This window comes from Methyloceanibacter sp. wino2, assembly GCF_003071365.1.
Classification (GTDB): Bacteria; Pseudomonadota; Alphaproteobacteria; order Rhizobiales; family Methyloligellaceae; genus Methyloceanibacter.
In genome coordinates this window covers 2,900,524-2,913,837 of the sequence record NZ_CP028960.1, presented here as the reverse complement: position 1 = coordinate 2,913,837, position 13,314 = coordinate 2,900,524, and the positions used below count along the sequence as shown (strand labels likewise).

Below are 13,314 nucleotides of genomic sequence, written 5' to 3'. Positions count from 1 at the left end.
ATGGAACTCATCGTCTCCAGCGCGATCGGCTTGATGACGGCGGCGGCTGTCTATTTGATCCTGCAGCAACGGACCTTCCCGATCGTGGTCGGACTGACCTTGCTGTCCTATGCGATCAACATCTTCCTGTTCTCGTCGGGACGGCTCGTTATCGACAAGCCGCCGATCATCGCAGGCGCCGACTCCTACACCGATCCCCTGCCGCAGGCCCTCGTGCTCACGGCCATCGTCATCTCGTTCGGCATGACGGCGCTCATCGTCGTGCTCGCGCTACGCGGGTTCCTCGAGACCGCGACGGACACGGCGGACCTTCCGGAGGACGATTTCCCTGACGAGACGGAGACCGGCACATGACGGCTCCTCATATCGCAACAAGCTGGATCATCGCGCCGGCGATCCTACCCGCCATCACCGCGGCGATCATGATTCTGGTGCGGCGGCGCGACATCGAGATGCAGCGCGTGCTCTCGGTCGCCTCCACCGTTGCCCTGCTGGGCATCGCGCTGTTCCTGTACCACGCCGTCAGCGATGGCGAGACGGACGCCTACCGCCTCGGCGCCTGGCCGGCGCCGTACGGCATCGTGCTCGTCATCGACCGTCTCTCCACGACCATGCTCGTGCTCACGGCTGGGCTTGCGCTGGCCGTGCTGCTCTACGCGATCGCCGGATGGGACAGGCGCGGCCGTCATTTCCACGCGCTGTTCCATTTCCAGCTGCTCGGCTTGAACGGCGCCTTCCTCACGGGCGACCTGTTCAACCTCTTCGTCTTCTTCGAGGTCATGCTGATCGCCTCGTACGGCCTCATGCTGCATGGCGGCGGCGCGAAGCGCCTGCGCGCGGGCTTCCAGTACGTGGCGATCAACCTCATCGCCTCGTCGCTGTTCCTGATCGCTGTCGGCCTGATCTACGGCGTGACCGGCACGCTCAATTTCGCGGACCTTGCCGTCAAGGCGCGCGCGGTCGCGGAAAACGACCAGGCGCTGCTGCAGACGGGCGCACTTCTGCTCTTGCTCGTCTTCGCCATCAAGGCCGCGTTCGTCCCGCTGCACTGGTGGTTGCCGGCGACCTATGCCGCCGCCTCAGCACCTATCGCCGCGCTCTTCGCGATCATGACCAAGGTGGGCGCCTACGCCATCATCCGCGTCTTTGGAACGGTGTTCAGCGACGGCGCCAGCACTGATGCACTCGGCGCCGTCGCCGCGCCCTGGGTCGTTCCGGCCGCGCTCGTGACCCTCGCTGTCGGCACGGCGGGTCTGCTCGGCGCGCGAAGGCTGCTTGATCTGGCCGCCTTCAACACGATCGCCTCGATGGGCACGCTCTTGATCGCCATCGGCCAGTTCAGTGTCGATGGGCTGACGGCCGCGCTCTACTACCTCGTCCACAGCACCATCGCAGGCGCCGCCCTGTTCCTGATCGTCGATCTGATCGCCGCGCGCCGTCCGACCAAGCTCGACGCCTTGGTTCCCTGCAACCCGATCAGTCAAGCGCCGGTCCTCGGCGCGCTGTTCTTCCTGGTGGCGATCGCGGTCGTGGGGCTGCCGCCGCTGTCCGGCTTCATCGGCAAGCTTATGGTTCTCGATGCGACATACGGAGCGCCGCGCGCCTGGCTGATCTGGACCACGATCCTCGTGGCCTCATTGATGATGACCATCGCCTTCGCCCGCGCCGGCAGCACGATCTTCTGGAAGACGGACGGTCAGACGACCGGGCCCGGCTGGGAAACCGCATCCAAGACGCCTATGGTCGTGGTGGCGTTTCTCGTGGGCGCGAGCCTGATGCTCGCCGTGTTCGCGGGCCCCGCCGTGAAGGCCCTGCATGCGACCGCGGGCCAGGCGCTCGACACGCAGAACTATGTCGATGCGGTCCTCGGGCCACGCGAGAACACCGAACCGGAGCGGCCGATTACCGAGCCGGCCGATGAGGCCACGGCCGTGCCCGTGCCGGCCGACACGCAGGTGGAGGAGCACTGACGATGTTCGGAAAGCTTGTTCCCCATCCATTGCTGACCGTGCTGATCGTGATCGTCTGGATTCTGCTCAACGGGGTGTCCTGGGGCGCAGCTGTGCTGGGGCTGATCCTCGGCATCGTGGTTCCGCGCGCGACGAGCGCCTTCTGGCCCGACCGGCCCGTGGTCAAGAGCCCGCTGACGATCCTCACCTATGCGCTCATCGTGCTGTGGGACATCTTCGTCGCGAACTTCCAGGTCGCGTATCTGATCCTGTTCCGCCGGGGCGATGATCTGCATTCACACTTCGTTACCATCCCGCTCGACCTCAAGTCGCCGGAAGCCATCTCCGCCCTCGCCGGCACCATCACGATGACGCCCGGCACCGTGAGCGCGACGCTCAGCGCCGACGGACGTGCACTGCTCGTCCATTGCCTTGAAACGGACGACCCCGAGAAGACCGTGGCCGAGATCAAGGCCCGCTACGAGACCAGACTGGAAAGGATCTTCGAGAGATGATCGAAACCGCCTGTGCCATCGCCTTCGTCGCTATCAGCGCGGCCATGCTGCTCTGCCTTTACCGCGTCCTCGTGGGGCCGGACATGCCCACGCGCATTCTCGCGCTCGACACGCTGACGATCAACGCGATCGGACTTGTCGTTCTCGCCGGGATCTATTGGGGCACGGAACTCTATTTCGAAGTCGCCTTGCTGTTCGCGATGGTCGGCTTCCTGACAACGGTCGCGTACTGCAAGTACATCCTGCGCGGCAATGTGATGGAGTAGATCGATGACCGACTTCGGTGACATCGCGGTTTCAGCCCTGATCTGTCTGGGAGCCTTCTTTCTCTTCGTCGGCTCGCTTGGCCTCGCCAAGCTGCCGGACCTGATGCGGCGGTTGCACGGCCCGACCAAGGCGACGACGCTCGGCATCGGCTCGACGCTGATTGCCTCCATGCTCTACTTCATCTTGAAGGGGAATGCGCTGTCGATCCAGGAACTGCTGATCACGACATTCCTGTTTCTGACGGCGCCGGTCACGGCGCTCATGGTGGCAAAGGCCCATCTCTTGCTCGACAAGAGCGAGGCGGCAAATCTGCCGCCGACCGGGCGCAAGGTGGGCTGGTCGGTGTTCGACGCACCGCCTGCCCCGGAGTCGGAGGACGCCCCGTCCAAAGGCAACCAATGACGGTCAATTAACTACCAAGCGCGCCCGGCGGAGAGGCTGCCCGGGCGCCATCAAATTCGAGAAGGACGCAAAGCATGTTCATCGCCATGAACCGGTTCAAAGTACTCAAAGGCGCGGAAAACGATTTCGAGCAGGTCTGGCTGTCGCGCGAGACCCATCTCGAGGATGTCCCAGGCTTCGTCGAATTCCATCTCCTGAAGGGCCCCGAGCGCGACGATCACGTGCTCTATGCCTCGCACAGCATCTGGCGTTCGCAAGCGGATTTCGAGGAGTGGACGCGTTCGGAAGCCTTCCGCAAGGCGCATGCGCGGGCGGGCGAAGGCAAGCCCCTGTATCAGGGCCACCCCGAGTTCGAAGGCTTCACGACCTTGCAGAAAGTGCGCGCGAAGGATGCCGCAGCCTAGCCTCGAGAGACCAGGCCGCCGACAGTCCAAGCGTTAGTTGACGCGTCTCACCTGCACCAGATTGTCGGAGAAGGTGGGCGCGTGGCCTAAGCTCGCGAACTCATCCGAACTGATGCAGTTCACCGAACCGTCCGACCGGTTGAGGCTCCGCCAATAGCCCAGCGTCGCGACGATGACGCCCTTGTTCACGTCGTCGGTGACGCGCGCCAAACCTTCGAAGTCGCCCCGCTCGTTGTAGACCCTGACGGGATCGCCATCGCGGATCGAACGGGCCTTCGCGTCGGCCTTGTTCATCAGAACGAACTGCTCGCCCTGGCCTTTGATCTTGTGCGGCTCGTTGGCGTAGCACGAGTTCAGGAAGCCGTGGCTCTTCGGCGAGATGATGTTGAGCGGATATTGGTCCGCAAGCTTCCGGTTGGTGACCGGAGATTCGCGCGGCGGCAGATAGCCAGGAAGCGAATCCACATCCTCACCGGACTGTTTGTCCTCGTACATCATCCGGAACGGCGGCGCGACGAAGTTCGTGGCGCCGTGTAGGAAGAACTCCACCTTGCCCGAGGGCGTCGGGAAGTTCCCTTCCGCATGCGGCAGCCGGTCGTCAGGCGTACCGACCGCGAGGTGGAAATAGCCGTGCTTACGGAAGTACTCCATGTCGATGCCGGCCATCTGCGGCGCATCCCATTGGATGTAATGCTCCGCAAGCTCCATATCGCTCATAGTGAAGCGCGGATCGTCGTCGAACCCGAAAGCGGCGGACAGACGGCGGAAGATTTCCGCGTTCGATTTGGCCTCGCCGCGCGGCTCGATCGCCTTCTCGTTCAAGGTCAAATAGAAGTGTCCCCACGAGAACATCATGTCGTCGTGCTCGCCCGCCATTGTCGCGGGCAGGATGATGTCCGCATACGCGGCCGTATCCGTGACGAAATGTTCGGCCGCCACGAAGAACAGATCTTCCCGCGACAACCCGTCGACAATGCGATTGGTTTCAGGCGCTTGGCTGACAGGATTCGTGTTGTACACGAATAATCCCTTGATCGGCGGGTCGAGCTGCATGTCGCCGGTGAGCGCGCGGCCCAGTTGGAGATTGTTCACCACGCGCGTGTGGGGGCGGATGTACTCGGGCCGCGAGACCTTGCCCCAGTCGATGGGGAACTCCCAAAGCGGCATCTGCAGAAGGCCGCCGCCCACATGCCGCCACGAACCCGCAAGCGCGGGAATGGCGCACACGGCCCGGATGGTCTGGCCGCCGCCCGCGTGCCGCTCCAAGGCGACTCCCATGCGGATCACGGATGGTTGCACGCTCGCGAACTCGCGGGCGAACTGGGCCACGTCCTCGGCGGAGACGCCGGTGACCTCCTCCACGTAGTCCGGCGTGAAGTCGAGCGCCCGTTGCGCAAGCTCGGGATAGCCGACCGTGTGCGCGTGCACCCATTCATCGTCCACGTAATTGCCGCGGATCATGGCGGCGATGATGCCCATGGCGAGCGCGCCGTCCGTCCCGGGCTTGGGCGCGATGTGCCAGTCGGCGGCCTTTGCCGTGCGTGACCGGTAACTGTCGATCACCACAACCTTCGCGCCCTTCTTCTGCGCTTCCAGCACAAACGGCCAGTGATGCAGGTTGGTGGAGATGGAGTTGCAGGCCCAGATCACGATGTACTTAGAATGGACGAAGCTCTCGGGGTCGACGCCGCCTGTGGGCCCGACGGTCAAGAGCCAGGCCGTCGAGGAGCCGGACGCGCAGAACGTCTTTTCGTTCACGGTCGTGCCCAAACGGTTGAAGAAGGCATCGCCGCAGGTCAGCCCCTGCACCAAGCCTTCATTGCCGAGATAGCTGTAGGGCAGGATCGCCTGCGATCCGTACTCATCGATAATGTCCGTCCACCGCGCGTGGATCTCGGCAATCGCCTCGTCCCAGGATATCTCGATGAACTTGCGGCTCCCCTTGGGGCCGGCGCGGCGCAGAGGGTGCAAAACGCGATCTGGATTGTAGTGGTGCTCGTGGAAGTCCTTGAGCTTCACGCACAACCCGCCGCGGGTCATGGGATGTTCCTTGTTCCCCCGGACGTCGACGAGCCTGCCGCCCTCGACCTCGTAGTACATGGCGCATGTATCCGGGCAGTCATGAGGACACCCACCAAAAAACCTCTCGCGTTTCGGCTGTTCGTTCACAAACTTCCTCCCTCTGTCGCGCTCTCGATGGCAGCTGTTGAAGGAAGCGTACGATGCGCAATCAGGGTTGTCGATTGTGCAGCGCGTCAGCAAAACGCGTCATAGGACTCGACCGAGCGAATGAGATCGCGCCCATCGGAAACAGCCGCACCTGCAACGCCCGCAACTGTTGCGGGCCTCGTTGCCCGGCTACGACCGCCGCACGCCGTGGGAAACCGCCAGCGGTCATATGAGGGATCCACCCCATACACCGAACGGGCGGGCGTCCGTACGTTCCTTCCCAGTTCTGGCGGACAAGCCAGCACACACAGCCTGAACCCACGAAGGAACACATCATGACCCAGATTGCTCAGACCACGACCAAGTTTGCTTTTCTCTCGAAGTTCGCCTTCCTCATCCTCGCCGGCTTCATGTTCGCCGAGATCGCGGCGCCCGTACCCGCGGCGGCGGAGAGTGCTCAGCAGTGCTATTCGCGCGGCAAGTCGGCCGGCTTGAAGGACGGCTACACGGACGGCTTCAACAACGCCTACAAGGCCTCGTTCAACGACACGATCATGGGCACCATGGATCTGTCGGCGCAGGAATGCATGAAGTACTACAAGAAGGGCTACAACGTCGGTTACAAGGCCGGCTGGAAAAACGGCCAGAAGGAAGGCAAGTCCGCCGGCGCGGAAGATGCCCAGGACTGGAAAGACGACCTGCGCGACCGGATGCGTGAATGCATGCGCACAGGCAACAACTGCCCGTAACCGCGAAGGCCTACCCGGCTCCCTGGTTTGGCTCTCTAGGACCGAAACGGTCTTAGGGAGCCGAGCCACGACTCTCCCCGCGCTCTACGACGCTCTCCCCCACGACGCACCCAAGGATCCGATCATGCTCAGAGTCCTCGTCGCCAGCCTCGTTTTCCTCGCCGCCTCTACGCCGTCATTCGCCACCACCGGCCCCGGCTGCCTGAACATCGTCAATGTCGCGCCCGACGATATCTTGAACATGCGCGCGAGCGCATCGTCCAAGGCGCCGATCGTGGACATGATCCCGAACAAGGGCCAGGGCATCCTGCATCTGGACGGCAAATGCGTGCCCCTGGACCGGCCTTGGGGCAGCCGCTGGTGCCCCATCAGCCGTTACTCTGGAGACGGCGTCACAAAGGGCTGGGTCAAGGCCCGGTTCGTACGCGACAGCGAGTGCCCGTGATCGCTTCGGCGTTGTCGCTAGAAGCCTTTGGTGCGGACGGCGGGGGTCGAACCCGCACGGCCTTTCGGCCTCAGGATTTTAAGTCCTGTGTGTCTACCAATTCCACCACGTCCGCGGAGCGAGCGGAACGCGCGCCGCGCGTCCCTCGCCGGAGCCGAACCGCCCTACGGGCGGCCTGGCTTTGGAGAATAGCCCTACTAACCGTTGCGATACGGTTTGTCTAAGGGCACCCGCCCGGCGGACGTGAAGGCGCCCCTTACGAGGGCGCCTTCTTGGTGCGTTTCTTGGTCCCGGACGCTTCCTTGGCGGGCTCTTCATCGGAAGGCTTGTCTTCAGAAGACTTGTCCTCCGCAGGCTTCTCCTCCGAAGAGTCGCCCTTGGGGGCCTCTTCTTTGGAGGTGTCCGCCTCGGACGGCGCTTCTGCCGGCTCGGCCTTCGACTCTTCCTTGGCCTCGGCTTCGGCCTTCTCCTCGGGTTCCGGCTTGGCCTCAGGTTCCAGTTTAGCCTCGGGCTCAGTCTTGGCCTCCGGCTCAGTCGTGGCCACCGGCACCGGCTTGGCTTCGGGGGCCTTGTCGTCAGGCTTTTCCTCGACCGGTTCCGGTAGCGGCTTCGTGCCCGTTTCCAGGCTCGCGCGCATCAGCAGGAAGAGCACGACGGCGTTCAGAAGATGCCAGATGAAGTGCGTGCCAGTGTTGCGCCCCTCGATCACGATGCTGCTGCAATAGGCCATGTCGAGCGACCGCAGCAGGATCGACGCCGCGAAGACGAGCGTCGCGGCCAGAACATAGAGCGCAGCCTTGTGGCGGCGCTCCGCCAGCAGCATGCTGACGATGACAAGCACGCCGAGCGCCGGCAGATAGCCGACACTGCCGTTCATACAGACCTTGGCCCCATCCGGCGCGCCGGTCACAAATCCGACCCCGCCGTCCCAGCAGTGAACCTGGGTGGCCGCGGCCGTCAGTCCGGCGAACAGCACCACCAGGAAAACCGTCCATCCGGGCGGCACATTCAAGAACCGGTTCAAGGCGAAGCCGAGATAGACCAGCATGAACACGGCAATGGGGATCACGTCCGCAAGTTCGGTGCCGCGATCCGCGTAGACATGGAAGGCGACGCTGCCGAAGCAGATCGCAAACACGAGCGCCACGAACAGATAGTGATCGGCGCTGCGTTGCTCCGGCGGCCGCCACAAGACGAGCTGCCAGAAGATCAGAGCGGCTAGAAAGAAGCCGACATTGGAAATGGCGTTGATGGGCTCGGCCCACAGGGCCTCGCTCGTTCCCCGTTCGCAATAGATATAGACGCGCTCGCCTAACGTCATGGTCCCTTATCCTTTCGTCCCGTCACTCCAGGAAAGAGGTTCCCCCTAGCGGCATGCAGCGCACCGCCGACGGCGCTCGTCTGAAACCAGACGCGCTCCGTTGTGTTGTATTTTCAGCAGCACCCTCAGGCTCATGATAACCGCGAAAGAGCCGCGCTGTCAGCGTTGTCATGAAATTGATGCGGACGAAACGGCACGTCGCCTGAGCGAAAGCGAGCAGCAACGCCCTAGCCTTTTGCTTTTCGGAGGGAAATCCGGAAGCTGAGCTTCTGGTGCTACTGGTCGGCGGCCGGCAAAGATGACCGCCAGGGCAAGTCCTCCGCCTGCTGATTCATCGAGATCCAAGTCACTTGCCGCCAAACCGACGTGCCACGAGGTTGCTTGGCCCGAACGGTTGGTTGCCCTATGACTGGCCGTATGACCGATGGGCGATCGTCTTCTCTTTTGAGGCTCCGCGCATGCTGACACGGCTTCTCACAGCCTGGCACCGCATCTGGATGAGCCTTTGGGCGCTCCCGCTACTGATGGTGCTCGTCGCGGCCGCGGCCGCCCTGCTCGCGGTCCATCTGCCGCTGAGCCAAGGCGACAACTCGGTCTGGTTTCTCTACAGCGGCAGCGCCGAGGAAGCTCCGCCGTTCCTGACCAGTCTCGTCACCGCCATGATCACCATGGCGACGCTGGTCATCTCGATCACGATGGTTGTGCTGACACTGGCAGCCCAGCAGCTGGGCCCGCGGCTCATCCGCAGCTTCATGGCGGACCGCCGTACCCAAGTGACGCTCGGCCTCTTCTTCGCGACGGTCGTCTACCTGCTGCTGGTTCTGCGCGGGGCCTACGGCAATGTCGAGCAGGTGCCCAACCTCGCGGTCAGCATCGGAACGCTTCTGGTTCTGCTTTGCCTCGTGGCGCTGCTGGTGTTCGTGCATCACCTCGCCCGCTCTATCATCGCCGACAACACGATCGAACGGGTGGGCGAGACTCTCGACGACGACATCGAGCGCCTGCTCCCCGAGCGAGATGGAAAGAGCGAGAGCGAGCCTGACACGCGTCCCTCCGACACCGGCACCCCCTTAAGCCTGACGGCCAATGGCTACGTGCAGGCCCTCGACTATGAAGGGCTTGTCGATTGCGCAAAGGATGCGGACGCGGTCATCGAGATCTCGTTCAAGCCCGGCCGGCACGTGGTCGAGGGCTCGACCTATGCCTGGATCAGCCCCGCCAGTGCTGCGAACGACGACATTCGGGACCAGATCGAAGACTGCGTCGTGGTCGGCGGCGAGCGCACTTCGGTTCAGGATCTCGAAGCCCCCATACGCCAACTCGTCGAAGTGGCCTTGCGCGCGCTCTCGCCCAGCATCAACGACCCCTTCACCGCCATGGCCGTCATCGACCGGCTGACCACGTCACTCGCCAAGATCATGCGGCGGGGATCGGCGCAATGCGTCTGGACGGACGAGGATGGCGCTGTCCGGCTCATCGCACCGCACTCGACCTTCGCCGACATCGTCCAGGAAGCGTTCCGGCAAATCCGACAGCACGGCTCGGAGCAGCCGGCAATTCTGATCCGGCTGGTGGAGAGCCTCGGACAATTGCTGGCGCTTGCAAACAAGGATCAGCGCGCGGCCCTCAAGGAGCAGGTCGAAATTGTGCTCGAGACCGGACGCCGCGACATTGCGCAGAAGCAGGATCTGGAAGCCCTGGAGCGACGCGCCGCAGAAGCCTTGGACCGTGCGGACGAAAAGAAACCAAAGAAGAACTAGCTCTTCGCCTTTGGCAGGGAAATCCGGATGTTGAGCTCTTTGAGCTGCTCGGGAGATACTTCCGACGGCGCGCCCATCAGCAAGTCTTCCGCCTGCTGATTCATCGGGAACATCACCACCTGGCGCAAATTCTCCTCGCCGCAAAGCAGCATCACCATGCGGTCGATGCCCGGCGCGATACCGCCATGGGGCGGAGCGCCGTATTGCAGCGCACGCAGCATGCCGCCGAACCGGGCCTCGAGCTCTTCCTTCGGGTAGCCCGCGATGGCGAAGGCCTTCTCCATGATCTCCGGCTTGTGGTTCCGGATCGCGCCCGAGGACAGCTCCACGCCGTTGCAGACGAGGTCGTACTGGTAGGCGAGGACTTCCTCCGGCTCCATCGTGTCGAGCGCTTCGAGCCCGCCTTGCGGCATTGAGAACGGGTTGTGCGAGAAGTCGATCTTCTTCTCGTCCTCGTTCCACTCGAACATGGGGAAGTCCACGATCCAGCAGAAGTCGAAACGCCCCGAGGCAGTCAGCTTCAGTTCCTCACCGATCTTGGTGCGCGCCCGCGCGGCGAAGTCGACGAAATCCTTCGGCAGACCTGCCACGAAGAACACGGCATCGCCGTCTTCAAGACCCAGCTGAGTCCGGATCGCTTCGGTGCGCTCGGGCCCGATGTTCTTGGCGACGGGGCCTGCCCCCTCGCCCTCGCGGAAGAAGATGTAGCCGAGCCCCGGCTGCCCCTCGCCTTGCGCCCATGCGTTCAGCCGATCGCAAACCGCGCGGCTGCCGCCCGTCTTGCCGGGGATAGCCCAGACGCGCGCATTCTCGTCCTTGTCCAGCATGCCGGCGAAGACCTTGAAGCCGGAGCCGCGGAAGTGCTCGGACACGTCTTCCATCTCGATCGGGTTGCGCAGGTCCGGCTTGTCCGTCCCGTATTTGTGCATCGCCTCTTTGTAGGCGATGCGCGGGAACTTCGGCGTGACCGGCTGGCCGTTGCCGAAGTCCTCGAACAGGCCGCGAATGATCGGCTCGACCGTATCGAAGATGTCGTCCTGGGTGACGAAGCTCATCTCCAGGTCGAGCTGATAGAACTCGCCCGGCGAGCGGTCCGCGCGCGCGTCCTCGTCGCGGAAGCACGGTGCGATCTGGAAGTAGCGGTCGAAGCCCGCCATCATGATGAGCTGCTTGAACTGCTGCGGCGCCTGCGGCAGCGCGTAGAACTTGCCTGGATGAACGCGGGACGGCACGAGATAGTCGCGCGCGCCTTCCGGCGAAGAGGCCGTCAGGATGGGTGTTTGGAATTCGAAGAAGCCGGCGTCGCGCATGCGCTCGCGGATCGAGGAAATGATCTCGGCGCGCTTCATGACGTTGGCGTGCAGCGTCTCGCGGCGCAGGTCGAGGAAGCGGTAGCGCAGCCGCGTCTCTTCCGGATAGTCCGGCTCGCCGAACACCGGCAGCGGCAGTTCGGCCGACTCCGACAGGATCTCGAGATCGGCGACGCGCACCTCGACTTCGCCGGTGGGCAGGTTCGGATTGACCGTGTCCTCGGAACGCGCGACGACGGTGCCGTCCACGCGCACCACCCATTCGGGCTTCAAAGTCTCGACCGTCGCAAAAACCGGCGAATCGGGGTCGGCGACGATCTGCGTGATGCCGTAGTGATCCCGTAAATCGATGAACAGCAGCCCGCCATGGTCGCGGATGCGATGCACCCAGCCCGAAAGGCGAACGGTATTCCCGACATCGGCGCTACGAAGCGCGCCGCAAGTATGAGTGCGAAAAGCGTGCATGGCTCTATAATCTGTGGCGGAGGGACGGTTTTATAGCTGACGCCTGCTGTTCGAAGGCGAGCGGAACACCGCACGGGAAGGCTCCCCTTGTCAAGGCGGAGGCGCAGGTTTCAGTATCGCGTCGGGCACCCGGCCTCACCGCCCCGGCAAACCCGTTTTTGGGGCCCCGGTATTCAGGGCACTTGGCCATGCGCCTATCCTTAGGCTATATCCGCCATCCATGAATCTCATCACAACCACAGAAGACCTCGAAGCGGCCTGCGCGGAGCTCGCCAAAGCCCCGTTCGTTACGGTCGACACCGAATTCATGCGCGAGCAGACCTTCTGGCCGCGCCTGTGTCTCATCCAGATCGCGGGCGGCGACACCGAAGTCCTTATCGACAATCTGGCACCGGGTATCGACCTGAAGCCGTTTTTCGACCTGATGGTCGACGAAAACGTCTTGAAGGTTTTTCATTCCGCACGCCAAGACATTGAAATCGTTCACCATATGGCGGGCGTCGTGCCCCACCCGATCTTCGACACACAAGTGGCGGCGATGGTCTGCGGCTTTGGCGAAGCGGTCAGCTACGCCATGCTGGTGAAGCGCCTGCTGGGCCGCAATCTCGACAAGAGCTCCCGCTTCACCGATTGGAGCCGCCGTCCGCTCTCGGAGCGGCAACTCACCTACGCCTTGGGCGACGTGACCCATTTGCGCGACCTCTATCCCAAGCTCCAGGCCCAGCTCGACAAGTCCGAGCGGGCGAGCTGGCTCATCGAGGAAATGGCCGTCCTGACCGACCCCGCCACCTACGAGCTCCATCCGGAGCACGCTTGGCGGCGGCTCAAGATGCGCATCAAGACGCAGAAGGCCCTCGCCGTTCTGATGGAGCTGGCGGCCTGGCGCGAACGCGAAGCGCAGAGCCAGGACGTGCCACGCTCGCGCGTTCTCAAGGACGAGGCGCTCTACGATATTGCCGGCCAGGCGCCGCGCACGGTGGAGGACCTCGGGGGCCTGCGATCGCTGCACAACGGCTTCGCGCGGTCCTCGCGCGGTCGCGGCGTGCTGGAGGCCGTGGAGCGCGGCCTTGCGCGCGATCCGGCCACGGTGCCCCCGCTTCAGCGCGGCGAGCCGATGCCGCCCGAAGCTCAAGCGGTGATGGACCTGCTGCGCGTGCTGCTGAAGGCCACGGCGGGCCGGCACGGCGTCGCGCCCAAGCTGATCGCCACGACGGACGAACTCGAGCAGATCGCCCGGTCGAACGATGCGGACACCGCGGCCTTGCGGGGCTGGCGGCTCAAGCTTTTCGGTGAGGACGCGCTGGCGCTCAAGCGGGGCGAACTGGCCCTCACCATCCGCAAAGGCGCGGTGGCGCTGCTAGCGCCGGAAGACCCAGAAGACGGCTCCTAGCAAGAGCGCCACGATCAGTCCCGTGGTGAACGGCACATAGAAATAGAAGCTGCCGAGATCCACGACGATGTCGCCGGGCAAGCGGCCGAGGCCGTACTGCACGCTCGCCATGGTGAGCAGAATCACCAGCAGCACATAGAAGACGACGACACCGTTGGAGCGCATTGC

At 63.6% G+C, this 13,314-nt stretch carries 14 protein-coding genes and 1 tRNA gene; 10 read left to right on the top strand and 5 right to left on the bottom strand.

Annotated features, from left to right (window positions below):
• The 6 genes from DCY11_RS13840 (at window position 1) to DCY11_RS13815 (ending at window position 3,537) form a co-directional block, all read left to right on the top strand.
• Window positions 1-354, top strand: coding sequence for a Na+/H+ antiporter subunit C (locus tag DCY11_RS13840; protein WP_108683374.1), 354 nt, complete (start codon window positions 1-3; stop codon window positions 352-354).
• Entirely contained in the window at window positions 351-1,970 is a 1,620-nt protein-coding gene (locus tag DCY11_RS13835) for a monovalent cation/H+ antiporter subunit D (protein ID WP_108683373.1), read from the top strand. Before DCY11_RS13840 ends, DCY11_RS13835 begins: the two co-directional genes overlap by 4 nt.
• Window positions 1,971-1,972: 2 nt before the next feature.
• Window positions 1,973-2,464, top strand: a complete 492-nt coding sequence (locus tag DCY11_RS13830; protein WP_069444946.1) for a Na+/H+ antiporter subunit E — start codon at window positions 1,973-1,975, stop codon at window positions 2,462-2,464.
• Window positions 2,461-2,730: a K+/H+ antiporter subunit F gene (locus tag DCY11_RS13825; protein WP_045367721.1), complete on the top strand. Its 270-nt coding sequence runs from the start codon at window positions 2,461-2,463 to the stop codon at window positions 2,728-2,730. The genes DCY11_RS13830 and DCY11_RS13825 overlap by 4 nt, the downstream gene beginning before the upstream one ends.
• Window positions 2,731-2,734: 4 nt before the next feature.
• Complete coding sequence (locus DCY11_RS13820; protein WP_108683372.1) at window positions 2,735-3,133, top strand: Na+/H+ antiporter subunit G; 399 nt, start codon at window positions 2,735-2,737, stop codon at window positions 3,131-3,133.
• Between the two features lie 74 nt (window positions 3,134-3,207).
• Complete coding sequence (locus tag DCY11_RS13815; RefSeq protein ID WP_108683371.1) at window positions 3,208-3,537, top strand: antibiotic biosynthesis monooxygenase; 330 nt, start codon at window positions 3,208-3,210, stop codon at window positions 3,535-3,537.
• Between the two features lie 33 nt (window positions 3,538-3,570).
• Here the strand turns inward: DCY11_RS13815 and DCY11_RS13810 are convergent, their stop codons facing one another.
• Window positions 3,571-5,706, bottom strand: a complete 2,136-nt coding sequence (locus tag DCY11_RS13810) for a molybdopterin-dependent oxidoreductase (RefSeq protein ID WP_108683370.1) — start codon at window positions 5,704-5,706, stop codon at window positions 3,571-3,573.
• Between the two features lie 335 nt (window positions 5,707-6,041).
• Here DCY11_RS13810 and DCY11_RS13805 point away from each other — a divergent pair, with 335 nt between their 5' ends.
• Together DCY11_RS13805 and DCY11_RS13800 are read left to right on the top strand one after the other, a co-directional pair.
• Entirely contained in the window at window positions 6,042-6,455 is a 414-nt protein-coding gene (locus DCY11_RS13805; RefSeq protein ID WP_108683369.1) for a hypothetical protein, read from the top strand.
• Window positions 6,456-6,579: 124 nt separating this feature from the next.
• A complete protein-coding gene (locus tag DCY11_RS13800; RefSeq protein WP_108683368.1) occupies window positions 6,580-6,900 on the top strand; it encodes a hypothetical protein in 321 nt (106 codons plus the stop codon).
• Between the two features lie 28 nt (window positions 6,901-6,928).
• On the opposite strand, the gene DCY11_RS13795 is transcribed toward DCY11_RS13800, so the two are convergent.
• Window positions 6,929-7,015 (bottom strand) — tRNA-Leu (locus tag DCY11_RS13795).
• A 141-nt stretch (window positions 7,016-7,156) separates the two neighbouring features.
• Window positions 7,157-8,221, bottom strand: coding sequence for a ceramidase domain-containing protein (locus tag DCY11_RS13790; RefSeq protein ID WP_108683367.1), 1,065 nt, complete (start codon window positions 8,219-8,221; stop codon window positions 7,157-7,159).
• A gap of 458 nt (window positions 8,222-8,679) precedes the next feature.
• Here DCY11_RS13790 and DCY11_RS13785 point away from each other — a divergent pair, with 458 nt between their 5' ends.
• A complete protein-coding gene (locus DCY11_RS13785) occupies window positions 8,680-9,981 on the top strand; it encodes a DUF2254 domain-containing protein (protein WP_108683366.1) in 1,302 nt (433 codons plus the stop codon).
• On the opposite strand, the gene aspS is transcribed toward DCY11_RS13785, so the two are convergent.
• Window positions 9,978-11,756, bottom strand: coding sequence for an aspartate--tRNA ligase (gene aspS, locus DCY11_RS13780; protein ID WP_108683365.1), 1,779 nt, complete (start codon window positions 11,754-11,756; stop codon window positions 9,978-9,980). The two genes, DCY11_RS13785 and aspS, sit on opposite strands and share 4 nt — an antisense overlap.
• Before the next feature lie 220 nt (window positions 11,757-11,976).
• Here aspS and rnd point away from each other — a divergent pair, with 220 nt between their 5' ends.
• The gene (gene rnd / locus DCY11_RS13775; RefSeq protein ID WP_108683364.1) at window positions 11,977-13,146 is read left to right on the top strand and encodes a ribonuclease D; all 1,170 of its coding nucleotides are present in this window, start codon (window positions 11,977-11,979) and stop codon (window positions 13,144-13,146) included.
• Here the strand turns inward: rnd and DCY11_RS13770 are convergent.
• Entirely contained in the window at window positions 13,114-13,311 is a 198-nt protein-coding gene (locus DCY11_RS13770) for a DUF2905 domain-containing protein (RefSeq protein ID WP_108683363.1), read from the bottom strand. The genes rnd and DCY11_RS13770 overlap by 33 nt on opposite strands.
• Window positions 13,312-13,314 lie beyond the last annotated feature (3 nt).